The organism is Streptomyces diacarni, assembly GCF_003323715.1.
Classification (GTDB): Bacteria; Actinomycetota; Actinomycetes; order Streptomycetales; family Streptomycetaceae; genus Streptomyces; species Streptomyces diacarni.
On the sequence record NZ_QOIN01000039.1, the window covers coordinates 193,213 to 216,355 of the forward strand.

Below are 23,143 nucleotides of genomic sequence, written 5' to 3' on the forward strand. Positions count from 1 at the left end.
CCTTCGCACCCCGCGCGGTACGGACGGGCCGGCCCCCGTCCGTACCGCGCGGCCCGCACGCGGCTCGCGTACGGCAGTCGGCTCTTCCACCCCCGGCGAGTCCGCTCAGGGCGCCGGCTGGCATCTCCTCCCCCATCCCCCCACCACCACAACGACCACGCCGAACACGACGAGAGCGGTGACTCCATGACCACGTGGACCACACGGACCGAGACCGCCGACGACATCACCGCCATCCGCGACATCGTCCTGGCGGCGTTCCCCACTCCGCAGGAAGCCGACATCGTCGACGCCCTGCGCGCCGATCCGGAAGCGTGGATCGCCGGCCTGTCCATGGTCGCCACCGCTCCTGACGGCACGCCGGTCGGACACGCGCTGCTCACCCGCTGCCACGTCGAGGGCCGGCCCGCTCTCGCGCTGGCCCCCTGTGCGGTGCTGCCGTCGTTCCAGCGCACCGGCGCCGGGTCCGCCGCCATCCGTGCCGGGCTCGACGCCGCACGGGACATGGGCGAGAACCTCGTCGTCGTTTTGGGGCACGCCGACTACTACCCGCGGTTCGGTTTCACCCGCGCCTCCCGCTTCGGCATCCGCGCACCGTTCGAGGTGCCCGACGAGGCCATGATGGCGATGGCCCTCGACGAGGCCCGCGACCTGCCCGCCGGCACCATCCGCTACCCCGCCGCGTTCGGCGTCTGACGCGCCCGCGTCGGTGCCCTGGGGGCGCGGCCCCCAGGGCACCGACCCGTGGTTGCGCTCCCGGAGCGGGTGACAGGTGTGCCGCACTGGTCGGGCGCGGCTCCGCCGCAGAGAGGCAAGGTGCGGTGCCCGGTGCGCGGTTGCCGGGCGCCCCGACGCGAGGCCGACCGCGAGGTGCGCTCACGTCCCCGTACGCTTCCCGGACTGCGCGCGTGCCCGCGTCGGCGTTTTCGGCTGCTCGGTGCACAGCGACGCGACGTAGGTTTTGATCGTGCGTCCGGCGGCGTGGAACGGCTCAGCCGAGCGCAGTCCCCGGGCGAGGACGAACGCTCCTTCGAGGGCGGAGAGCACGGCGAAGACGACGGTGCGGGAGTCCGTCTCGGCCAGCCCCCGCGTGGTGAAGTACCGGCTGCCCGTCTCGACCCAGGTGCCCATCACCTCCGCCGCTACCTCACGCAGTTCGGGTTCCGTGTCGGCGGTCTCGGCTGTGACCGTGCCGACCGGGCACATGTTGGCCCAGCCCGTGTCGCGCATGTCCTCGGCGGCTTGGGCGAACAGCGCCTCGATCCCGGCCGCGAGATCGTCGTGCGCGTCGAGCAGCAGCGGCAGCAGTTGGATGTACGCGGCTCCGGTCTGCCGCAGCGCGGCCGCCGCGATCTCGCGCTTCCCCCCTTTGAAGTGGTGGTAGAGGGAGCCGGTGGGCGCGCCCGCCGCGCGGGCGAGTTGGTTGATGCCCGTGGCGGCGTAGCCCTGTTTGCGCAGCAGTTCCGCCATCGCCAGCGCGATCCGCTCGTCGGTGTCCATGCGTCCATGGTAGAACGGCCATTCTAGAGTGACCGTTCTACCGGGAGCCGCTATGCGCGAGGTCGAGGTACCTGCCGGTGTCATCGAGTACGACACGGTGGGCTCGGGCCCACCGGTCGTCCTGCTCCACGGGCTGCTGATGAACCACACGGTGTGGGACCGTGTGCTGCCCCTGCTGCCGCACGGATTCACCTACGTACGCCCCGTACTGCCGCTGGGATCCCACCGGCGGCCGATGAACCCGGACGCGGACCTGACCCTGCGCGGACTGGTCCACCTCGTCGCCGACTTCCTCGACGCCCTCGCCCTGGACGCGGTCACCCTGGTGCACTCCGACTGGGGCGGGGCGCTCTTCCTCACCGCCCACGGCCGGGACGAGCGTGTCGCCCGACAGGTGATCCTTCCGTGCGAGGCGTTCGAGAACTTCCCGCCGGGGCTGCCCGGCAAGATGGTGAACCTCGCCGCCCGCGTCCCCGGTGGGCTGCGGTTCGCCGCCCGCCAACTGCGCGTCGGCGCTCTGCGCGGTCTGCCGATGCTGTTCGGACAGATGGCTCGCCGCCCGGTGCCGGACGACCTGGTGCGCGGCTGGACCGAACCTCTCCTGCGGGAACCCGGCGTCCGGCGCGACCTCCTGGCCTACTGCCGCGGGGCCATGGACAGGGAGGAACTCGTACGCGACACCGAGGCGCTGCGCCGGTTCACGGGCGAGGCCCTGGTCCTGTGGTCGCCCGACAACCGCGTGATGCCACCCGAGCACGGCCACCGTCTGGCGCGGTTGCTGCCGGCCGGGCAGTACGCCGAAGTGCCCGACGCGCGGGTGCTGTCCATGCTGGACGAGCCCGAGAGCGTCGCGCGTGAGATCGGCGACTTCCTCACCTCTCCCTGGGCCCGATAGCCGAGCGGTGGTCGCTCCAGAGCAGGCCGGTAGCCGCTCCGCAGCCGGCCGGAGAGCGTCGGTGGCCGAATCCGAGAGCCGTACGCCTGTGAGGTTTACGGGACAGCGTGGCGGTTAGAAGGAAGACCACGTGCTTGGGAGGACAGGCACATCCGCGGGAGGCGACCGTTCACGGCGCCCCGGGTGTGTCACCCGAGCCGCTGCTCCCGCGGTGGTCCACGTGTCAGCGACACCGCAAGGAGGCAGTTTCCATGTCTGCCGTTCGGTACCGTCCCCAGCGAGCCCGCCACAGCCACAACGACGCCCCCGACACCGCCGAGGACTTCCAGCGTCTCGCCGCCCTCCCGCACGGGCCGCAGCGGGAGGAGCTGAGCGCTCGGCTGGTGGAGGCGTGGCTGCCGATGGCGCGGAGGCTGGCCGCCAAGTACCGCAACCGCGGCGAGAACCTCGAAGACCTGGAACAGGTGGCGGCCCTCGGCCTGGTCAAGGCCATCGACCGCTACGACCCCGCACAGGGCACCCCGTTCGTGCCGTTCGCCGTACCCACCATCACCGGCGAGATCCGCCGCCACTTCCGCGACCACACCTGGGACGTCCACGTACCGCGCCGCGTGCAGGAGATGCGCAACAAGGTGCGCGCCGCGGTCCGCGAACTGGCCACGGCGGCGGACGACCACATGCCCTCGGCCGAACGGATCGCCGAGCACACCGGCCTCACCCGGGAAGAGGTGGCGACCGGCCTGGAGGCCATGGACAGCTTCCGCAGCCTCTCGCTGGACGCGGCCACCACCGGCTCGGACGACGGGTTCTCCCTGGCCGACACGCTCGGCAGCAAGGAAGCCGGCTTCGACACCGTGGTCGCCCGCGAGGCGGTCAAGCCGTGCCTGCGCGCGCTGCCCGAGCGGGAACGCAAGGTGCTCTACCTGCGCTACTTCCGCGACATGACCCAGTCGCGGATCGGCAAGGAGCTCGGCATCTCCCAGATGCACGTCTCCCGCCTGCTGTCCAAGAGCTGCGACCGCGTCCGCCGCCAGATCGAACACGGTCGCCCTGCCACACGCGCTCACCATGCCTGACCGCGAGTGCCTCACCCGTCATGTCGGGTGAGGCACTCGCCGCGGCGCGGGGTGGGTGACCGTACGGTACTGTGCGAGCCGGTCGATGGTCGACGGGTAGGGGTATGCGGCAGGCAGGGAGAGCGGTATGGATCCATCAGAACTCGGCCGCGCAGTCGAGGCCGGACGGGCGACGGCCTCGGAGCTGGGCCTTCAGGTCGACGACGCGTTCGTCGTCCACAACTCGGACCGCGTCGCGCTGCACCTGGCGCCCTGCGATGTCCTTGCCCGGGTCGCGCCGTTGGGGCATCTGGCCGACTCCGAGTTCGAGGTGGAGGTTGCTCGCCGTCTCGCCGACGCCGACGCTCCGGTGGCTGAGCTCGAGCCCCGTGTCGAGCCTCGGGTCCATGTGCGCGACGCCTTCGCCATCTCGCTGTGGACCTACTACGCGCCTGTGGGACGGGAGATCGCGCCGGCCGCCTACGCGGAGGTGTTCCTGCGGCACCACGCTGCCCTGCGCCGGCTCGATCTGGACGCGCCGCACTTCACCGATCGGGTCGCCGCGGCGCTGCGGGAGGTCAACGACCGGGAGCGGTCTTCCGAGCTGTCCGATCGCGACCGGGAACTCGTCAGCGACACACTCGGTGGACTGGGCACCGCGTTCAGCGACGACAGAGCCGGCGACCAGTTGCTGCACGGCGAGCCTCACCCGGGCAACCTCCTGAACACGAGGAGAGGGCCGCTTTTCGTGGACCTCGCCACGTGCTGCCGGGGGCCGGTCGAGTTCGACCTCGCGCACGCGCCCGAAGAGGTGGCAGCACACTACCCGGGGGCTGACCACGGGCTCATCCACCGGTGCCGCGCCCTGAACTGGGCGATGTTCTCGGCCTGGCGCTGGCGCCGAGACGACCAGATGCCCGACCGGAGCCACTGGAGAGTGGAAGGGCTCAACCGGGTTCGGGCCGCACTCGATCGCTGCGGACGGGGCTGAACCGGGAGGCGGCGGCACAGCTGACTCCGGTTCAGCCCCGTCTCCCGCTCCTCGCTCGGCAAGCCGCCCCACCCGTGTCCCGCCCCGTGTCCCCCGGCGTCCGCGTGCAGACTGTGCGGACTGTGCGGACAGCGCGGACAGCGGCGGAAGGGCGGGCCGGGGGGACTGCGGGGTGTCAGGCCGCCCTCCGTGCCCTCGCCCGGTGCGCCGACGCGAGGTCGGCGAAGCGGCGGCCGCTGCTCTTGACCGTGCGGCGCTGCGTCGGGTAATCGACGTGCACGAGACCGAACCGTTGCGCGTAGCCGTACGCCCACTCGAAGTTGTCCAGCAGCGACCAGGCGAAGTACCCGGCCAGCGGCACGCCTTCGCGGACGGCGCGACCGCAGGCTGCCAGATGCTCCTCCAGGTAGCGGACGCGTTCGGGGTCGTCGATGTGGCCGTCAGGGCCGACGGTGTCGGGGTAGGCGGAGCCGTTCTCGGTCACGTAGAGGCAGCGGGCGCCGTAGTCGTCCGTCATCCGGCGCAGTGTCCTGGTGAGCCCTTCGGCGTGCACCTCCCAGCCCATGCCGGTCACCCGCGCCCCCGTCGGCAGTGCGGCGGGCCGCGCCCGGGGGAAGGGCCCTTCCGGGTCGTCGCGCAGGACGTTGCGGAAGTAGTAGTTGAGGCCGAGCCAGTCCAGCGGGGCCGCGATGGTCTCCAGGTCGCCGTCGCGGGCGGGCGGCTCGGTGCCGTACAGCTCGATCATGTCGGCGGGGTAGCCGCGGCCGTGCACGGGGTCCATCCACCAGCGGTTGACGTGTCCGTCGGAGCGCCGCGCGGCGGCGACGTCGGCCGGATCGTCGGAGGCGGGTTCGCAGTGGGTGAGGTTGTTGACCAGGCCGACGCGGGCGCCGGGCGCGTGGGCGCGCAGCGCCTCGACCGCGTATCCGTGGCCCAGGTGCAGGTGGAAGGAGGCGCGTACGGCGGCGGTGATGTCCGTCAGCCCTGGCGCCATCCGGCCCTCGTAGTGCCCGATCCAGGCCGAGCACAGCGGCTCGTTGAGGGTGGCCCAGTGCTGGATGCGGTCGCCGAGCCGGGCGGCGACGACCGCGGCGTACTCCCCGAACCGTTCGGCTGTCTCCCGCGCGGGCCAGCCGCCCCGGTCCTGGAGGATCTGCGGCAGGTCCCAGTGGTAGAGGGTGGCGAAGGGGGTGATGCCCGCCTCCAGCAGAGCGTCGGTCAGCCGGTCGTAGAAGCCCAGGCCCCGCTCGTTGACCTGGCCGCCGCCGTCGGGCAGCACGCGTGGCCACGCGAGGGAGAAACGGTAGGCGTCGAGACCCAGCTCGCGCATGAGTGCCACGTCCTCGGGCCAGCGGTGGTAGTGGTCGCAGGCCACGTCTCCGGTGTCGCCGCCGTCCACCTTGCCCGGGGTGTGGCTGAAGGTGTCCCAGATGGAGGGCGAGCGGCCGTCCTCGGTGACCGCGCCCTCGACCTGGTACGCGGCGGTCGCGGCGCCCCACACGAAGTCGTCGGGCAGGTCGCCGGTGCTCTCGTGCGGCCCGTCGGGGGAAGGGGCGGGAGTTGCACAGCGGTGCGTGTCGGACACGGAGATCCTTTCGCAGGGAACAGCGGGGTCGCCCGGCGCGGGGCGCCCCGACCCGGCGGCTGAGGTCACTTGACGGAGCCGGCGGTCAGGCCGGCGACGAGGTAGCGCTGGAGGAGCAGGAATCCGGCGACGATGGGCACGCTCACCACCAGGGAAGCGGCCATGACCTGGTTCCAGTAGACCTCGGTCTGCGTGGAGTAGCCCTGGAGGCCGATGGAGAGGGTGCGGGTGACGTCGTTGGTCATCACCGAGGCGAACAGCACCTCGCCCCAGGCGGTCATGAACGCGTAGATGCCCACGGCGACGATGCCAGGGGTGGCGGCGGGCACGAGGACGCGGAAGAGCGCGCCGAGTGCTCCGCACCCGTCCACCTGGGCGGCCTCGTCCAGGTCGCGGGGTATGGAGTCGAAGTAGCCGGCCAGCATCCAGATGGACAGCGGCAGGGTGAAGGTCATGTAGGTGAGGATCAGTGCGCCGCGTGAGCCGTAGAGGGCGATGCCGGTGGCGTTGCCGATGTTGACGAACAGCAGGAACAGCGGCAGCAGGAAGAGGATGCCGGGGAACATCTGCGTGGAGAGCACCGTCACGGTGAACACGCGCTTGCCCCGGAAGCGGTAGCGGCTGACGGCGTAGGCGGCGAAGGTCGCCACGACCACCGAGCACAGTGTCGCGGCGGCGGAGACGATGAAGGAGTTGAGGAAGTACCGGCCCAGCGGCACCGTCTCCCAGATGTCCAGGTAGGGGCGGATCGTCAGGTGGGCGGGGATCCAGCGGAAGGAGCCCGTCACGTCCTGGAGCGGTTTGAGAGAGCTGCTGAGCATCACGTAGAGCGGGGTGGCGGCGAAGACCGCCAGGAGCGTCAGCAGGATCCGCCGGGTCCACAGGAAGGAGACGGGCGCCGCCATCGGGCTGCGCGCCGCACCGGCACGCCCCGAGCGGCGGGCGCCTCCTGCCGTACGGCGGGCGCGGCGGCCGAGCCGATCGGGTGCGGCGCCGCGGGTGGAGGCGGCCGGGGCGCCACGGGGGGAATCAGCCGAGGCGCCGCGGGTGGAGGCGGCCGGGGCGGCGGACGCGGTGCTGGTGGCGGACGCGGGGGTCGGGACGCCCTCAGACATGGGCCCTCTTCCTTCGCCTGGTACCGCAGGACCGGGTGGCGCGCGGGGCACGTTCCCTGGTCAACAGCAGATACGCCGCCGTGACCAGCAGCAGGAACAGCAGCAGCAGGACGGACATCGCCGAGCCGGCACCGAAGTCCCAGGTGGCGAAGGACGACTGGTAGATGTGCAGGGAGATCAGGTCGGCCGACTCGGGAGCCGACTTGCCGAACAGCACGAAGGGGACGTTGAAGTCGTTGAACGTCCACAGGAACAGCACCAGGACCAGGACCTGGTTGACCGGCCGCAGCGCGGGCAGCGTGATGTGCCGGATCTGCCGCCACATCCCGGCGCCGTCGATCGCGGACGCCTCGTAGACGTCCCGTGGGATATTCTGAAGGGCGGCCGTCAGCATCAGGAAGGCGAACGGCCAGGTCCGCCAGACCGAGACGACGACCAGGGAGAAGAAACTGTTGTCGCCCACGAGCCAGAAGGGCGGTGCGTCGGTGAGCCCGAGTTGGTCGTGCAGCACGTGGTTGACCAGCCCGTTGTCCCGCTGGAGCAGGAACGACCAGGTGATGACGGCCGCGTAGACGGGCAGCGCGTACGGCGTGAGGAACAGTGCGCGCAGCAGCCCCCGGCCGCGGAAGGTGTCCTGCATCAGGATCGCCGCAGTGGCGCCCAGCAGCCAGGCGAGTCCGACGGCGAGCACGGTGAAGGCGCAGGTGATGGCGAAGGAGCGGAGCAGTGCCTCACCCACGGGGGCGTTGACGTCCACGGCGATGTGGAAGTTGTCCAGGCCGGCCCAGGGCGCCGCGCCCCAGTTGCGGATGTACTCCTGGGTCAGGTCCCGGAACGCCATGGTGATGCCGGTGATCATCGGCACGATGTGCACCAGCAGTTCGAGCACCAGCGCCGGGACGAGCAGCAGGTAGGGCAGCCCGGCGTGGCGTACCCGGTCGCGCAGCGCGGACGTGCCGCGTCCCGCTGACGGCGGCGATGGCGTCGGCGGCGCGGGTGCGTGACCCGGGCTCGCCGGGGCGTCCCGCGGCGCGTCCTTCGCCGCGCCGGCGGGCGCGGGAGGAGGGACGGCCGAGGCCGCGGGGTCCGGCGCCGGCGCGGCGGTGGAGCGGCGGTCTCCGCGGGTCACGGCCGCGTCACTTCCGCATCTGCTGCTGGGCCTTGGCGAGCCGTTCGCGCACGGACTCGGTGGTGACCTTCTGGCCCGCGGCCGCCTGGGCGAACAGCTCCTTCATGGCGGTGCCGACCAGCGTCTCGAACTTCGACTCGTCGGGCACCTGCGGCAGCGGTGCGGCGCTGTCGGCGAGCACGGCGCGCATCACCTTCTCGTCCTTGTCTCGGGGCGCCGCCTTCTGTGCGGCCCGTACCGGAGACAGGGACCCGTAGGTGGTGTTGAGTTTGTGCTGCTCGGCGTTGGAGGTCATGAACTTCACGAACTTCAGCGCGCCGTCGATGTTGTCGGTGTTCTTCAAGACGGCCAGGTTGATGCCCGCGACCATGGACGTGGTGCCCCGGTCACCGGTGTCGGAGGCCGACTGCACGGGAACGGGGGCGACGCCGTAGTCGTCCGGCTTCATGCCGTTGCCCAGCAGCTGGGAGCGGGCGGCCTGCCACAGCAGCATCCCGGCCTTGCCCTTGGCGAAGTCGCGCACCGACTGGCGGGCCGCGTACTCGGCGTTGCCCTTCGCGGAGATCCGGTCCTGGGCGAGGAAGTCCACGTACTGCTTGACGGCCTTGACGTTCCCCGGTTTGTCGAAGGTCGCCTTGCCCGAGGCGTCGAAGAAGTCGGCTCCGTGCTGCTTGCCGAACACGAAGGCGTGGTGGGCGTTCTCGACCGGGTCGCCGGCTTCCAGCGCGAGTCCGTAGTGGCCGTCACCCGTCAGCTTCTTGCCCGCGGCGACCAGTTCCTGCCAGGTCTTGGGCGGCTCGTCGATACCGGCCTGCCGGAACATCTTCTTGTTGTAGTAGAGCGCGTAGGTCAGCGAGTAGAGCGGCACGGCGGCAGGCGGCTTGCCCTCGGCGCCGGTCGCGGCGAGCGCGGAGGGGCTGAACCGGTTCTCGCCGCCGATCTTCGCCATGTTCTTGTCGTCGAAGGGCAGCAGCGCGTCGCTCTTCTGGAGCGACGAGGACCAGGTGTTGCCGATGTTGAGGACGTCGGGGCCCTGCCCGGAGGAGGCGGCGGCAAGGATGCGGTCGAGCAGACTGGACCAGGGGATGACCTCCAGTTTGACCTTGATCCCGGTCTGCTTCTCGAACTTGGCCAGCTCCGGTTTCAGGATCTTCTTGTCCTCCTGGAGGCTGGATGCCTGGTTGGTCGCCCAGTACGTCAGCTCTTTGGGTTTGTCGTTGCTGCCCGCGCCGTCAGTGGTCGTTCCTCCTCCGCAACCGGAGGCGAGCGCGGCTGTCAGTGCCGTGGTGAGCGCGGCGGCTGCCGCCGTACGGAATCTGCGCATGGCCTGTGGCACCTCCGGGAGGCGTGGGGAAGCGTCGAGCCTCAAGGCCGGGGCGTTAACCCCCTGAAGGCGGCTCGTACTTAACTTGGAGCGTGAGTTAAGTAGTGAAAGAATTGCCCGTCAAGACATCGCGCACCGGTAAGTTGCCCCGCGGACCGCGCGACCGGCACCGCGCACGCGTACGGGACCGGCAGCGGCGAGCCGTGGCGCGGCCGCCGCGAGGAGGGAGCCAGATGACCGGCGAGAAACGGCGGACGGTGCGCGACCTGCGCCGCACCAACCGCGCCACCCTGCTGCGCCGCCTCTACTTCGACGGGCCGCTCAGCCGCCAGGAGTTGGGCCCCGCCACCGGCCTCAGCTCCGCCTCGGTCTCGAACGTCACCTCCGAACTCCTCGCCGAGGGCCTGCTGGAGGAGGCCGGCTTGGTCGACTCCGACGGTGGCAGGCCGCGCACCCTGCTGCGGGTCGCCCCGGCAGCCGGGACGCTGATCGGAGTGGACGTCGGAGAGACCAGGGTGCGCGTTGAACTCTTTGATCTGGCACTGACCGAAAGGGCCCGCGCCGAATACCCGCTGCGCGAGGGCGGACACGCGATGGCGCACGTGCTGCGGTTGATCGCGGACGGGCTCACCGCCGTACGCGCACAGGCCGCGCGGGCCGGGGTCCCGGGGGCCGCCGCGCCGCTGGGCATCGGCGTCGGCGTGCCTGGCATCGTCGAGCAGGACCCGGAGCGCTCAGGTGCCGTCGTGCACGGCCAGACGGTCGGCTGGGACGCGGTGCCGCTGGAGGCGCGGCTGCGCACGGAGGCGGGGCTCCCGGCGCGAACGCCGCTGTTCGTCTCGAACGGCGCCAAGACCCTCGGTCAGGCCGAGATGTGGTTCGGCGCCGGGCAGGGCGTGCGGGACGCGGTGGTCGCGCTGATCGGCTCCGGGGTCGGCTCCTGCGTCATCACCGACGGCAGCGCCTACGGCACCGCGTCCCGCGGCGCCGCCGAGTGGGGACACACCACCGTGCACCTGGACGGGCGGCGCTGCCGGTGCGGCGCCCGCGGCTGCCTGGAGGCGTACATCGGCGCCTCCGCCGTACTGGAGCGCTGGCGCGCCGCGGGTGGCACGCCACGGGGCGACGAGGAGAGCGGGCTGGCCGATCTCGTCGGTTCGGCGGACCCGAGCGCCGAGACGGTCCTCGCCGAGACGGCCCGCTTTCTCGGGGCGGGCATCGCCGACCTGGTCAACCTCTTCAGCCCCGAACGCATCGTCCTCGCCGGCTGGGCCGGACTGCTGCTGGGCAGCCGCATACTGCCCGCTGTGCGCGCGGCCGCCGAGGAGCGCGCACTGCACCACCCCGCGGCCCGTACGACGATCGAGCTGGGCCGCCTCGGCCCGGACGCCGTCACCGTCGGTGCCGCCTCCCTTCCTCTGACCCGCTTCCTCGACGCGGGTGGCCGCGCGCCGCAATCCGCTCCCCCGCCGGCGCTGGGGGCACCGAACGCCCGGGCCAGGTAGGGCGATCCGCGCAGCGGGGCGTCGGCCTTGTCGGGCGGGCGGGGGCGCCCCCGCCCGCCCGACAAGGCCGATGCGGCGGGCGAGACCGACGACAGCCGCCGCCCGAGCCCCGCCCTCGCCTCAGGAGAGCTCATCCGGGGCAGAGGTGCCCCGGGGCAGCTTCTCCAGCGCCTCCCGCAGACCCGGCACGTCGTCGGGGGTCTCGGGCAGTTCGGCGGGGGCGTCGGCGACCCGGGTGAAGGAGGTGCTGCCGAACTCGCCGTTCCAGTTCACCCGCATGCCTCTGGGGTCCGCGTACTCGATGGCGCCCTTGTCACGCCCTTCCTCCGTGTCCCCGGCGCACTGGAGTACCACCTCGGTGACCGATCCGGTGGTGGTGACCTGGCCGTCGCACAGCCCGTTGCGGCCCTTGTCCCACTGCATCAGAACGCTGTCCCCGACGATGATCAGCGTGTGGTCCTGACCCATCGGACGCGCGGACCACACCCCTGACAGCTCGGCGCCGTCCGCGGGGTTCTCCGGCTGGGAACGCCCGGTCTTCTTCTCCCCACCCCCGGCGGACCCCTCGTCGCTGCCGCAGCCGCCCACCAGCAGCGCCAACGCCACCGCCGCAACGGCCGCCGTTCCCGCCCCACGCCCCGTCATCAGCACGCCCCTTCCCGACGAATGCCCTCCGGTGTCCTCACGAGAACGACAACCTAGCGGACCTCCCTCACCTACGGACGTCGGCGTAGTCGGGCCTACAGACGTCGGCGTAGTCGGGGAGGGTGAGCGCCGTGGTGGCGGCCCAGCCGCCCTGGTCGTCGGGGAGGCGGGCCGGGTCCCGCAGGGCGTGGTTGCGCCGTGCCAGTTCCTCGGCGGTGCCGGGAAGGACGTAGGCGCCTCCAGTGGTCGCGAGCGCCTGGTTCAGCTCGACGAACGCGCGTGTGCGCTCCTCGTACGCCGTGAAGGCGGTCGAGTGGTCGGTCTGTGCGGCCAGTTCGCCTGCGAGGACGTAGGCGCCGACCAGCGCGATGCTGGAGCCCTGGCCCGAGAGGAACGACGGAGCGTGGGCGGCGTCGCCGGCGAGGGCGACCCGTCCGCTGGACCAGTGGGGCAGGTGGATCTGGCTGATGACGTCGAAGAACAGGTCGTCGGCGCGCCGCATGGCGTCGACCATGCGCGGAATCTCCCACCCGTCCTGGGAGAAGACGTCAGCCACCAGGTCACGCTGGGCCTCGGGGTCGCGGAAGGCGTCGAAGGGCGGTTCGGGGCGGGCGAAGTTGAGGAACGCGTGCACGTGGTCGCCGTCGCCGACGGCGTAGAGAATCGCGCCCCTGCCCGGGACGTTCCACATCAGGGCCTCGTGGGAGAGTGCGAAGTGGTTGGGCATGGTGAAGCCGGCGAAGCAGTTGCCGAGATAGTGGTGGTAGCGCTCCTCGGGGCCGAAGACCAGGCCCCTGGTGTGGGAGTGGAGTCCGTCGGCGCCGATGACGAGGTCGAAGGTCCGCTGGGCACCGCTGTCGAAGGTCACGTCCACACCGCCGCCGTGGTCGTGGAGGGCGGTGATCCAGTCGCCGAAGAGGAACTCGACGTCTCCTCGGACGGCGTCGTAGAGGGCCTCGGCGAGGTCCCCGCGGCGGACTTCGAGGTCGCGGCCCTCGACACCGCCGGTGATGACCTCGGGCCTGACCGCTCCGACGCGGTCGCCGTCGGCGTCGACGAAGGTGATGTTGCGGCTGTCGACATGCGCGTCACGCAGGCGCGGGAGCAGGCCCATGCGGCTGACCACTTCCAGCGCGGTGCCGCGGATGTCGATGGGGTATCCCCCGACGCGTATCGTGTCGGCCTTCTCCACCACCGTGACGGCGAAGCCGTGACGGTGGAGCCAGTAGGCGAGCGCGGGTCCGGCGATGCTGGCGCCGGAGATCAGGACCGTACGTGCGGGTGCCGTGCCCATGGGTGCTCCCTTCCCGGCCGGGCCCTGGACGAGCCGCCGACCGGATACGTAACGTAGGTATGTTTCTTCGGGGCGTCGTGACCCGTGAGCGGCCGCGCCCTCGGTCCCCACGATTACATACCTAACGTAGGTATTCAATAAGGAGACGAGATGAGCCCCCAGCAGCCGGACGAGACCACCGCCCGGGGCGCCGCACGCGACCAGGAGCTGCGCGAGCAGCAAGTGCTCGCGGTACTCCCCCGGCTGACGCAGCTCGGCAACGTCCTCAACCGCGGCCGCCTGGTCGAACGCGCCATGGAAGCCACCGCGGTCCGCGTGGACCGCCCCGCGATGTCGGTGCTCCTCATGCTGCACATGTCGGACCAGCCGCTGCGCGTCGGCGAGATCGCCACGCGGATGCAGGTCGTGGGACCGCACGTCACCCGGCAGGTGAACGCGTTGCAGCAGCGCGGTCTGATCGTGCGCGTCACCGACCCGGAGGACCAGCGAGCCCGCCTCGTCGAGGCGACTGACGAGGGGAAGGCGGCGGCCGAGCGCTACATGCGCACGCTCGTCGGCTGGTTCGCCGACGCCCTCGCGGGATGGCCCGAACAGGACCGCCAGGACCTCGGCCGCCTCCTGGGGCGCTTCACCGACGACCTCACCGCCCACCTCGCGACCCTCGACGACCCCACGGTTTCCGAGGGATGACACGCTCCGGGGGCGGCACACACGGGCACCTCGTGGAACCCACCGGCTGCCGGTCCCGGCAGGCCGCGCAGGCGGATACCGACGAGGGCGCGCACGTGCGGGATCGCTCATCCGGCGGCGCACGGCGGGTCCCGGCTGACAGGATGGCCCCAGGTGACAGACGTGAAGCGGGAGGCGGCATGGGAGCGGACATACGCGCGACGGTGGAGTGGGTGGACGCCCGCGAGAGGCTGCCGGAGGACGGCATGCCCGTGGCCGCGGCAACGTCGGGCCGCTATCCGTCCGGCAGCGCGGACGCGCCGCACCCGGAAGCCGGAGTGGAATTCTGGCTCGTGATGCCGATGGTCTTCTCGCACCTGCACTTCGCCGAGGACGGCAGTGAGCACCACGACTGCTTCATCGACTCCGACCGTTTGATCCGCCTGCCCCACGGCCGCGGCGACGCCTACCCGGTGACCCACTGGGCCTATCTGCCCACCCTCCCCGGCACGGACGAGCACTACCTGCGGGGCGGGGAGGCGAGGGCCGCTCTCGGGGACGCTCAGTCCTGAGATGGCGCGCCGCCCGCCGGGACGACGTCGCGCCGGGCGGGTCAGCGGAGGACGGCTGTCATGTCGATCTCCAGCAACACGTTGGCCAGGTCGGCGCCGACCGTGGTGCGCACCGGGTAGGGCGGCGTGAGGTGTAGTTCGTAGGCCGTGTTGAAGTCGTCGAAGTCACGGTCGAGATGTTGCAGGTGGACGGTCGCGCGCACCACGTCGGAGAAGTCCAGCCCGTGCGCGTCCAGTACGGAGGCGAGGTTGCGCATCGTCTGCTCGGTCTGCTCGGCGATGGAGGTGCCCTCGACCCGGCCGGAGACGGGATCGTGGGGCCCGAGACCCGCGGTGTGCAGAAAGCCGCCCGCGACGATCGCCTGCGAGTAGGCCCCGACCGGCTGCGGCGCCGCCTGCGTGCTGATGACCTGCCGTCTGTCCATGGGCGTGTCCCCCTTCCGGGTACGGTGCGGTCCCCGCGCGGGTGGGCCGGTGGGGCCGCTCCTGTGGGGGTCGCCCGCGCCGGAGGATCCCGGCGCGGGTGGTGTGGCACGGGAGCCGCCGGTTCCGCCTGCCGTGCCGGCCCTGTCGCCGAGCGCGTGGGACACCTCACGGGCCGCCGCGCGTACCGCCGCGCCGAGTGCGGACGCCGATGCCCCCGAGGCGCCGCCCGGCACCGGGCCTGACAGACCGACAGCGGCGATCGGTGTCCCCGCGTGGTCGAGGACGGCCGCGTCCACGCCGAGGACGACGGGACCGGCCCTGCCGTCCTCCTCCAGCGCGAAGCCGTTCCGCCTGGCCGCGGTGACGGCCGTGCGCAGTCGTTCGGCCGCTTCCTCGGCGGCGTCCCCGACCGCGTTCTCGGCGGCCGAGTCGTTCCGTGCGGCCGTCCGCACCGTCTGCCGTACGCGGGCGACCTCGCCGTCGTCCACCCGGGCCAGCAGCGCCCAGCCCGCCGCGCCGTCGTACAGGGGACGGCGGGCGCCCAGCCGGGGGCGCAGCGGCATGGGGCCGCTGCCCTCGACGGCGTCGACGAGCACCGTCTCGTCGGCCTCACGGAGGGTCAGCCGAGCGGTGTGTCCGGTGCGTTCGGCCAGCCGGGCCAGCGTACCCCGGGCGACTTCCCGCAGATCGAGTCGGTCCAGATAGGCGCCGCCCAGGTAGGCGGCGTGGGAGCCGAGCCGGTAGCGGGCGCGCTCCGCGTCGCGCAGCACGAGCCCGTTGTCGGTCAGCGGTGTCAGCAGCCGCAGCAGAGTGCTCTTGTGCAGTCCCAGGCCCTGGGCTATGTCCGTCAGGGAAGCGCCCGCCGGGTCGGGGTAGTCGGCGACGTAGTCGAGGACGGTCAGCGCGCGTCGCAGGGACGAGGAGCGGTTGCGCGTCGCGGCGCTCGCGGCCTCGTTCCCGTCCGTGTCCGACACCCTGCCCGCTCTCCTTCCGCGTGGCGTCTCCTTCCGCTTGGACGAGACGCTGCCCCAGGCGGTGGGCGGTGTCGCCCGGTCTCGTGACGAGGCTCGTCCGCCCGGCGTGCGTGCCTCATTGCTCTGTGTGCAACGGGCTCTTGACCAGGCCGATCCTGCCTTCTAGTGTCCGCCAAATGCAACACAGCGTTTTGCAATGCAACACAGGAGAGGCGCTGCTCGCCGAGCTGATCGCCGTCCCCAGCGTCAACCCGCGCGAGAGCGCGCTGCCGGCCGAGACGCCGCTGGCCGAGTTCGTCGCCGACTACTGCCGCCACCTGGGCATGACCGCACGGCTGGACGAGGTCACCGACGGCCGCTGCAACGTGGTCGCCACCCTGCCGGGACGCCGCACAGACGAGTGCGTCCTGCTGGAGACCCACCTCGACACGGTCGAGACCGAGGGCATGACCGTCGCCCCCTTCACCGCCCAGGTCCGCGACGGACGCCTGTACGGGCGTGGCGCCTGCGACGCCAAGGGGCCGCTGGCCGCCTTCTTGTCGGCGCTCGCCCGCATCGCCGCTTCCGGGCACCCGCCTGAGCGCACGGTCGTGCTGGTCGGCGCCATCGACGAGGAGCACCGCTACCAGGGTGTGACCCACCTGCTTGCCCGGGAGGCGGGCGGGAGCGCCGCGCACGAGGGTGGCTCACGGATCGGCCCGCGTCCCGTCGGCGCCGTCGTCGGCGAGCCCACCAGCCTCTGCCTCGTCGTGGCCCACAAGGGTGTGATGCGCTGCCGCATCGCCGCCACGGGCCCCGGCGGGCACAGCTCGCTGCCGCAGGGACGGGTCAACCCGGTCGAGACGCTCGCCGAGGTGGTCGGCTACCTGCGCGACGAGGTCGCCCCGCGTCTGGCCGCCCGGCACGAGCCGCTGGTCGGCGCGCCCACCCTCGTCGTCACCCAGATATCCGGTGGCTCAGGGCCCAACGTGCTGCCCGAGCGCTGCGAAGTGACCATCGACCGCCGTACCGTCGGCGGCGAGGAGCCCGAGCAGGTGTGGCGCGCACTCAAGGACGAGCTCGAAGGGCGGTTTTCCGGGCCCGTCGAGGTGGCTGAGCCCCATGTCGTCGACTACGCGCTGCCGGCCCAGGACGACGGCGCGGCTGCCGACTTCACCGCGCGGGTCGGCCGCGCCCTGGCCGCCCACGGTCTGGATCCGGTGGGAGTCGGTGTGGGGCACGGCACCGACGCCAGCAAGATCTGCCGGACCGGCATCCCCTCCGTCGTCTTCGGTCCCGGTTCCATGACAGAGGCCCACACGCCCGGCGAATTCCTCGACCTGGCCCAACTGGAGGCCGCCACCGATGTGCTGACCACGTTGCTCGCCGACGGCACCGCCGGTGCCGCGAGGGAGGACCGCGGCTGACACTCCCCGCCGCAGCCGGCAGGGCGTGTGTCCCGTTCCGCGTCGCTCGGTGCCGGACCCCACACCCCTGCTCTCCCGATCGCGCACCGAGCGCCCTTGACTGCCCCTCGACGTACTCGACGTCGGCGCAGGTCACCGCGGCGCGGTCTTCGGCCGCCGCCCCTCCGGAGCGGCGCCGGCCTATCTCCCCTCCCCGCTCCGGCGATCCGCCACCGGAAGGACCCACCGTGCCCACCTCCCCCTCCCCCGCCCCACCCCGCGGCACCGCTGCCGCGCGTGGTGGTGACCGGCCGCCCCGGTTCCGCGCCCGCTGGGCGATACTCGCCGCCGACTTCATGGTCCTGGGCCTCAACTACGCGGACCGTGCCGCCATCGGGGTCGCCGCGCCGTACATCATCAGCGAGTTCGGCTTCTCCGAGACCGCGTTCGGCTGGATCCTGAGCATCTTCGCCCTCTCCTACGCGCCCTTCGGCTTTCTCGGCGGCTGGGCAGCCGACCGCTTCGGCCCCCGCAAGGCCATGGGCTGGGCCGCCCTCGCCTGGTCGGTGTTCACCGCGGCGACGGCAGCGGGCGCCGGGCTCGTGAGCTTCCTGGTCATCCGGATCCTGTTCGGCGCCGCCGAGGGCCCGCAGGCGACGGTGACCGCCAAGCTCATGAACACCTGGTTCCCGAAACGCGAGCTGGGCACCGCGGTCGGTGTCGCCAACGCCGCCACACCGCTGGGCGGGGCCGTCGGCACACCCATCGTCGTCGCCGTCATCGAGGCGACGGACGGCAACTGGCGCGTCCCCTTCGTCATCTTCGGCGTCATCGGAGTGCTGTTCACCGTCGGCTGGTTCGCCGTCGTACGGGACACTCCCGAGCGGCACCCCTGGGTGCGTCCTGCGGAACTGCGCGAGATCCGCGGCGCGGAAACCGGGAAGGACACGGCGGACGGCACCGCAGCGGTCGGCCAGGAGAGCGGCGCCGGGGGCGGGAGCGCCGAGCAGGGGTCCGCCGCGTTGCCGGGCATGTGGCACTACGTCGCCCGCCCCGTCATCTGGGCCACGGCACTGGCCTACTTCGGTTACGCCTGGATTCTCAACGTCTTCCTGACCTGGTTCCCGACCTATCTGGTCAGCGAGCGGGGCATCGATCTGGACCAGCTGGCCGTCGCCGGTGCCATCCCCTGGATCGGCGGCTGCGTCGGCATGATCGCGGGCGGGGTCGCCACCGACTGGCTCGTGCGCCGGCTCGGGGCCGCGGCGACCGTGCGCCGCTGGACGATCGTGGTGTGTCTGATCCTGACCGCCCTGCTCTTCGGCTGCATCGCACTCGTCGGGAGCGCCGGTGAGGCCGTGGCGCTCATGGCCGTCATCGTCTTCCTGCTCTACTTCACCGGCGCGCAGTACTGGACGGTGGTCGCCGAGGAGGTTCCCGGGCCGCGCTACGGCTCGGTCGCCGGGGTCGTGCAGTTCATCGCGGGGTGCGCCGGTTTCCTCGCCCCGCTGGTCACCGGGGTTGTGGTGGAGCACGCGCGTTCGTGGACCACGGCGTTCGCCATCGCGGTCGTCATCACCGTCAGCGGAGCGCTGCTGCTGGCCGTGGCCGGACGCGCGAAGACGGTGCGCGAGTCCGCGCGGTGACGTGGGGCCCGTGCCGCCCACCCGGCCGTACGGGCACCTCCAAGAGCCCTCTTCCCACCGCGAGTACGGCACCGTGAGAGAGTGTACGTTCGTACGCTCCGGCTATAGGGTTCCGCGCATGACTGTCGACGTACTGCGCGGGCCTGCGCGAGCCGAACGGCGGGCGCGCGTAGCCGTTGCTGTCCTCTTCTTCACCAACGGAGCCCTGTTCGCCAACCTGCTGCCCAGGTACCCGCAGATCAAGGCGGACCTGCAGATGGGCAACGCCGCCTACGGGCTGGCTGTGGCCGCGTTCCCGGCAGGCGCCATCGCGGCCGGCCTGGCGGCCGGGATACTCATACGCCGGCTGGGTTCCGCGCGGGTGGCCGTCGCCAGCACGCTGCTGACCGGTGCGGGGATCCTGGCAGCGGCCCTCGCCGACTCGGTCGTGCTCTTCGCCGGAGCCCTGTTCTGGGCCGGGGCGATGGACGCGATCACCGATGTCGCCCAGAACGCCCACGGCCTGCGGGTGCAGCGCCGCTACGGACGCTCCATCATCAACTCCTTCCACGCCATCTGGTCCATCGGGGCCGTCACCGGCGGCAGCATGGCCGCCGGCGCCATCGCACTCGATCTGCACCGGGGAGCGCACCTGGCGATCTCTGCCGTCGTGTTCGCCGCCGCCGCGTGCGTCGCCCTGCGGTTCTGTCTGCCAGGGCTCGACACGGAACCGGTCGCGGACGCCGACGACGAGCCGCGTCCCGCGCCGCGCATACCAGGTTCGCGCACCGCCTACGTCCTGGCCGCACTCGTCCTCATCGCCACGGCGAGCACACTCGTCGAGGACGCGGGCAACTCCTGGGCAGCGCTCTACCTCTCCGGCTCGCTGCACGCGTCGGCCGCACTGGCGGCATCCGGCTACATCGCCCTCGTCGGGGCCCAGTTCGTCGGCCGGCTCGCCGGCGACCGCCTCGTCGACCGGTTCGGCCAGCGGGCCGTGGCCCGGACCGGCGGACTGATCGCCGCCGCCGGCATGGGCATCGCGCTCGCCGTGCCCACGGTGCCAGGTACCGTTCTCGGTTTCGCCGCGGCCGGACTGGGCGTGGCGACGCTGGTCCCCGCGGCGATGCACGAAGCCGACGAGCTGCCAGGGCTCAAGCCCGGTTCGGGGCTCACCCTCGTCTCCTGGCTCATGCGGCTCGGCTTCCTGCTCTCCCCTCCTGTTGTCGGACTGGTCGCCGACGCGGCGAGCCTCCGCGTGGGCCTGCTGGTCGTCCCCCTGGCCGGGATCCTCGTGCTCTCGCTCGCCGGGGTCCTGCAGACCAGGCGCCGCTGACCGGCGCCCGGACGTTTCGCCCCTCGGACAACAACCTGCGCACTCGAGAAGAACCTGCGCACTCGTTGAGGGGCTGGCGCTCCACCGCGCGCCCTCCCGTGAGCCGCACGCGCGCACCGGCCCTGGAAGCCGTCGTCCATATCACCGCTCCTGACCACCGGCGGGAGCGACCGGGCAGCTTGGCGGCTCCCCGATCTGCATGACCGACCGCTCCCTGTACGACCGACTGCTCGTGTCCCTGCACGACCGACTGCTCGTCGGAGCCGCTTCTCGTGCGGGCCGCTCCCTCGACGACCTGTCCCTTGAACGACCGCGGCCCGGTCCGCCTTCCCGCCACGCGGCGGCGCGACGCGGGCCGAGGGTGATCCTTCTCAACCACCGACTTCCCAGTGGACCGGAAAACCGCACGTCAGGAGGGGGGTCCCGGAGGCTGCCGGGCTGTCCGCAATTTGACCGCGTCGCCGTGCGGATAGCAGCCTGTGGGACTGACCCGCGCACCGAGCGGTCCTGCGTCTCGAGAGCGCGTGCGTCCTTGCGGTGCGTCATGTCCCCACGCCGACTGACCCCTCCCGCAAGGAATCCCATGCCGACTCCGAATGCCCGATCCGCCACCGGTGCGGCCGCCCCCGCGGGGACGGAACCGACCACGGACGGTGAAGAAGGGTGTCATACGGCGGCGGCCACGCCGCCGTCAGGTGACCGCTCGCGCACCGACGTGCCGGTGCTCGCGATCAGCGGCGGGCTGCTCCTCGCGTTCGTCCTCGCCGCGCTGCTCGCGCCCACCGCCACGGGCGACGTCGTGGACACCGTCTTCACCTTCGCCGCACGCTGGTTCGGCCCGCTGTGGCAGGTGTTCCTGCTCGCGACGTTCGGCGTCGCACTGTGGCTGGGTTTCTCCCGGTTCGGCAAGGTGCGGCTGGGCGGCAGCGGGGCACGCCCCGAGTACGGCCGCTTCCAGTGGGTCGCGATGATCATGTCGACGCTGCTGGCGGGCGGCGGCGTCTTCTTCGCAGCGGGTGAGCCCGTACAGCACTACATCGAGACGCCCCCCTTCTACGAGGGCGTCAAGAGCGGCACCCAGCAGGCGGCCAACGCGGCCCTCTCGCAGAGCTTCGCGCACTGGGGCTTCCTCGCCTGGGCCGTCCTGGGGACGCTCGCCTCGATCGTGATGATCCGCGGCCAGGAACGCGGCATGCCGCTGCGCCCCAGGACGCTGCTGTACCCCTTCCTCGGCGAGCGCATCCGGCACTCCAAGCTGGGAGCGGCCGTCGACATCGTGTGCGTCATCGCCGTGGTGGCCGGGACGGTCGGTCCGATCGGCTTCCTCGGGCTGCAGGTCTCCTACGGGCTCTCCCAGGTGTTCGGCATCTCCGGCGGCTACCCGGTGCAGCTCGGCGTCATCGTCCTGCTGACCGTCGTCGCCGTGCTGTCCGTCGCCAGTGGCGTCAGCCGTGGCATCCAGTTCTTCAGCAAGGCCAACGTCTGGCTCGCCGTCGCCCTCATGGCCGTCTTCCTCGTCCTCGGCTCCCTGGGCTTCGTGCTGGACTCCTTCCTCGGCGGGCTCGGCCAGTACGCGCGGGACTTCGTGCCGCTGGCCCTCAACCGGGGCGACCACGCGTGGCTCGGCTCGTGGACGGTCTTCTTCTTCGGCTGGTTCCTCGGCTACGGGCCGCTGATGTCCATTTTCGTGGCACGCATCTCCCGGGGCCGTACGGTGCGCGACCTCGTGGTCTCCACCGCCATCATCCCGCCGCTGGCCACCATGTTCTGGTTCACGGTCTTCGGGGGCACCGGCATCTTCCTGGAGCAGCGCAGCCCCGGCACCATCTCGGGCCCGCTCAAGGCCGTGGGCATGGACGCGGCGGTCATCTCCATGGCCGAGCAGCTCCCCATGGGCGCCGTCGTCGCGGTCGCGCTGCTGCTGCTGACCATCACGTTCGTGGTGACCACCACCGACTCGATGTCGTACAGCATCGCCGCCGCCGGAACGAAGTTCGGCGAGCCCACCCGGGCGGTACGCGCCTTCTGGGCCCTGCTGATGGGCGCGGCGGCCGCTGTGCTCATTCTCGTCGGTGACGGCGGCATCACGGCGCTTCAGTCCTTCATCGTCGTCACGGCCGTGCCCGTCGGCTTCATCATGCTCCCGACGCTGTGGACCGCTCCGCGTGTGGCCAAGGAGATGGCGCTGGAACAGGGCATCCTCACGGCCGGGCCGCCGACCGCCGCTGTCCCGCCGCCCGGGTCGCGGGCGGCGGAGGACGCTCCGGCGGACCCGGAAGCCACGGCGTCCGCGGCATCCGAGGCGTCCACGGACGCTTTGGTGACCTCGGACCACGAGTGAGCCTCCGGCCTCCGGGCGGGCCCCGCCCGGAGGCCGTCGCGGGCCGTGCCGAGTGCCGCGGGGTGACCGGGTGGTTGCCTATGCCACACATCACAGGCGGAGCGGCGAGCAGGGCGGAACAATCCGGGGCGGTCTCCCGTTGACATCGGTGTGGCTGCGGGAGGGGACAGTGTCCCCGGGCCTCATCTACAGCCCGTGGGGAAGATCGTTCGGCTGAAGCCCCACGGAGCCACTCGCCGAGAGGCGACCGCCCTCCCGCACGCCACCCAAGAACAGGCCCCGGTTGGAATCCCCCCCTCCAGCCGGGGCCGTCCCCTGTGCGGGCCCCTATCGGCCGGCGTCGGTACCGGTGGCCCAGCGCGGGTCGATGCGTCCCAGCCACCCGTCTTGGCCGTCCGCCAGAGGCCGCGCGAGCGGAACGGGGAGGAAGCGGCAGGCGAAGGTGAGCCCGGTGTCCACCCCGTCGCCGTGGACGCGGTGCTCCCAGGCATCGGGCGGTACCTGGAGGTGGAAGAAGCTGGTGCGCCGCGGCTGCCCCGTATCGGGGTGCGGCTTGTCCTCCACGGCGACGAGCCGGAACACGGTGACTCTCCGCAGACCGGTTTCCTCGACGACTTCACGAAGGACCGCTTCTTCGAGTCGTTCATTGGGCCTGACACCCCCCGCGGGGACCTGGGTGCCGGCCTCCGGCATACCGACGTGATCGAACAGCAGCAGTTCGGGGGCAGCACGATGACGCACCACGTATGCGGCGACGCGGATCCTGGGAGAGATCAT

20 protein-coding genes are annotated in these 23,143 nt (G+C 71.8%); 11 read left to right on the forward strand and 9 right to left on the reverse strand.

From position 1 onward, the window contains the following. The first annotated feature begins 186 nt into the window (after positions 1 to 186). Positions 187 to 696 carry a GNAT family N-acetyltransferase gene (locus tag DTL70_RS10830; RefSeq protein WP_114021664.1) on the forward strand — a complete coding sequence of 170 codons (510 nt, stop codon included), beginning with the start codon at positions 187 to 189 and terminating at the stop codon, positions 694 to 696. A 180-nt stretch (positions 697 to 876) separates the two neighbouring features. On the opposite strand, the gene DTL70_RS10835 is transcribed toward DTL70_RS10830, so the two are convergent. After that, a complete protein-coding gene (locus tag DTL70_RS10835) occupies positions 877 to 1,500 on the reverse strand; it encodes a TetR/AcrR family transcriptional regulator (protein WP_114021665.1) in 624 nt (207 codons plus the stop codon). A 52-nt stretch (positions 1,501 to 1,552) separates the two neighbouring features. On the opposite strand from DTL70_RS10835, the gene DTL70_RS10840 reads away from it, so the two are divergent. The 3 genes from DTL70_RS10840 to DTL70_RS10850 all read left to right on the forward strand — a co-directional run bounded on the left by DTL70_RS10840 (position 1,553) and on the right by DTL70_RS10850 (position 4,441). Further along, a complete protein-coding gene (locus tag DTL70_RS10840; protein WP_114021666.1) occupies positions 1,553 to 2,395 on the forward strand; it encodes an alpha/beta fold hydrolase in 843 nt (280 codons plus the stop codon). Between the two features lie 251 nt (positions 2,396 to 2,646). Beyond that, positions 2,647 to 3,471: a SigB/SigF/SigG family RNA polymerase sigma factor gene (locus tag DTL70_RS10845; protein WP_114021667.1), complete on the forward strand. Its 825-nt coding sequence runs from the start codon at positions 2,647 to 2,649 to the stop codon at positions 3,469 to 3,471. Between the two features lie 127 nt (positions 3,472 to 3,598). Beyond that, positions 3,599 to 4,441 (forward strand): aminoglycoside phosphotransferase/kinase family protein, encoded by an 843-nt coding sequence (locus tag DTL70_RS10850; protein WP_114021668.1) that lies wholly within the window; start codon positions 3,599 to 3,601, stop codon positions 4,439 to 4,441. Between the two features lie 175 nt (positions 4,442 to 4,616). Here the strand turns inward: DTL70_RS10850 and DTL70_RS10855 are convergent, their stop codons facing one another. From DTL70_RS10855 to DTL70_RS10870, 4 genes are all read right to left on the reverse strand, one after another. Then, positions 4,617 to 5,957: a GH1 family beta-glucosidase gene (locus DTL70_RS10855; RefSeq protein WP_114021793.1), complete on the reverse strand. Its 1,341-nt coding sequence runs from the start codon at positions 5,955 to 5,957 to the stop codon at positions 4,617 to 4,619. Between the two features lie 134 nt (positions 5,958 to 6,091). Next, a complete protein-coding gene (locus DTL70_RS10860; RefSeq protein WP_114016592.1) occupies positions 6,092 to 6,931 on the reverse strand; it encodes a carbohydrate ABC transporter permease in 840 nt (279 codons plus the stop codon). 202 nt (positions 6,932 to 7,133) lie between these two features. Next, complete coding sequence (locus tag DTL70_RS10865) at positions 7,134 to 8,270, reverse strand: carbohydrate ABC transporter permease (RefSeq protein WP_245979250.1); 1,137 nt, start codon at positions 8,268 to 8,270, stop codon at positions 7,134 to 7,136. Between the two features lie 7 nt (positions 8,271 to 8,277). Next, positions 8,278 to 9,594, reverse strand: coding sequence for an ABC transporter substrate-binding protein (locus DTL70_RS10870; RefSeq protein ID WP_114021669.1), 1,317 nt, complete (start codon positions 9,592 to 9,594; stop codon positions 8,278 to 8,280). 233 nt (positions 9,595 to 9,827) lie between these two features. Between DTL70_RS10870 and DTL70_RS10875 the strand changes: the two genes are divergently transcribed. Next, complete coding sequence (locus DTL70_RS10875) at positions 9,828 to 11,099, forward strand: ROK family protein (RefSeq protein ID WP_114021670.1); 1,272 nt, start codon at positions 9,828 to 9,830, stop codon at positions 11,097 to 11,099. Positions 11,100 to 11,219: 120 nt separating this feature from the next. Here DTL70_RS10875 and DTL70_RS10880 read toward each other — a convergent pair whose 3' ends face one another. Together DTL70_RS10880 and DTL70_RS10885 are read right to left on the reverse strand one after the other, a co-directional pair. Continuing rightward, positions 11,220 to 11,744: a hypothetical protein gene (locus DTL70_RS10880; RefSeq protein ID WP_147266762.1), complete on the reverse strand. Its 525-nt coding sequence runs from the start codon at positions 11,742 to 11,744 to the stop codon at positions 11,220 to 11,222. A gap of 67 nt (positions 11,745 to 11,811) precedes the next feature. Next, a complete protein-coding gene (locus tag DTL70_RS10885; protein WP_114021672.1) occupies positions 11,812 to 13,038 on the reverse strand; it encodes an FAD-dependent monooxygenase in 1,227 nt (408 codons plus the stop codon). A gap of 150 nt (positions 13,039 to 13,188) precedes the next feature. On the opposite strand from DTL70_RS10885, the gene DTL70_RS10890 reads away from it, so the two are divergent. Both DTL70_RS10890 and DTL70_RS10895 read left to right on the forward strand, forming a co-directional pair. Next, entirely contained in the window at positions 13,189 to 13,728 is a 540-nt protein-coding gene (locus DTL70_RS10890) for a MarR family winged helix-turn-helix transcriptional regulator (protein ID WP_114021673.1), read from the forward strand. 179 nt (positions 13,729 to 13,907) lie between these two features. Beyond that, a complete protein-coding gene (locus DTL70_RS10895) occupies positions 13,908 to 14,279 on the forward strand; it encodes an AQJ64_40280 family protein (protein ID WP_114021674.1) in 372 nt (123 codons plus the stop codon). Positions 14,280 to 14,320: 41 nt separating this feature from the next. Here DTL70_RS10895 and DTL70_RS34945 read toward each other — a convergent pair whose 3' ends face one another. After that, a complete protein-coding gene (locus DTL70_RS34945; RefSeq protein ID WP_114021675.1) occupies positions 14,321 to 15,679 on the reverse strand; it encodes a Rid family hydrolase in 1,359 nt (452 codons plus the stop codon). Positions 15,680 to 15,855: 176 nt separating this feature from the next. Here DTL70_RS34945 and DTL70_RS10905 point away from each other — a divergent pair, with 176 nt between their 5' ends. The 4 genes from DTL70_RS10905 to DTL70_RS10920 all read left to right on the forward strand — a co-directional run bounded on the left by DTL70_RS10905 (position 15,856) and on the right by DTL70_RS10920 (position 22,366). Further along, on the forward strand, positions 15,856 to 17,085 hold the full coding sequence (locus DTL70_RS10905; protein WP_114021676.1) for a M20 family metallopeptidase: 1,230 nt from the start codon (positions 15,856 to 15,858) through the stop codon (positions 17,083 to 17,085). Positions 17,086 to 17,312: 227 nt separating this feature from the next. Continuing rightward, positions 17,313 to 18,710 carry an MFS transporter gene (locus DTL70_RS10910; RefSeq protein WP_114021677.1) on the forward strand — a complete coding sequence of 466 codons (1,398 nt, stop codon included), beginning with the start codon at positions 17,313 to 17,315 and terminating at the stop codon, positions 18,708 to 18,710. A 118-nt stretch (positions 18,711 to 18,828) separates the two neighbouring features. Next, positions 18,829 to 20,025 carry an MFS transporter gene (locus tag DTL70_RS10915; protein ID WP_114021678.1) on the forward strand — a complete coding sequence of 399 codons (1,197 nt, stop codon included), beginning with the start codon at positions 18,829 to 18,831 and terminating at the stop codon, positions 20,023 to 20,025. 583 nt (positions 20,026 to 20,608) lie between these two features. Continuing rightward, positions 20,609 to 22,366, forward strand: coding sequence for a BCCT family transporter (locus DTL70_RS10920; protein WP_245979251.1), 1,758 nt, complete (start codon positions 20,609 to 20,611; stop codon positions 22,364 to 22,366). Between the two features lie 327 nt (positions 22,367 to 22,693). On the opposite strand, the gene DTL70_RS10925 is transcribed toward DTL70_RS10920, so the two are convergent. Then, on the reverse strand, positions 22,694 to 23,143 hold the full coding sequence (locus DTL70_RS10925; protein WP_114021796.1) for an NUDIX hydrolase: 450 nt from the start codon (positions 23,141 to 23,143) through the stop codon (positions 22,694 to 22,696).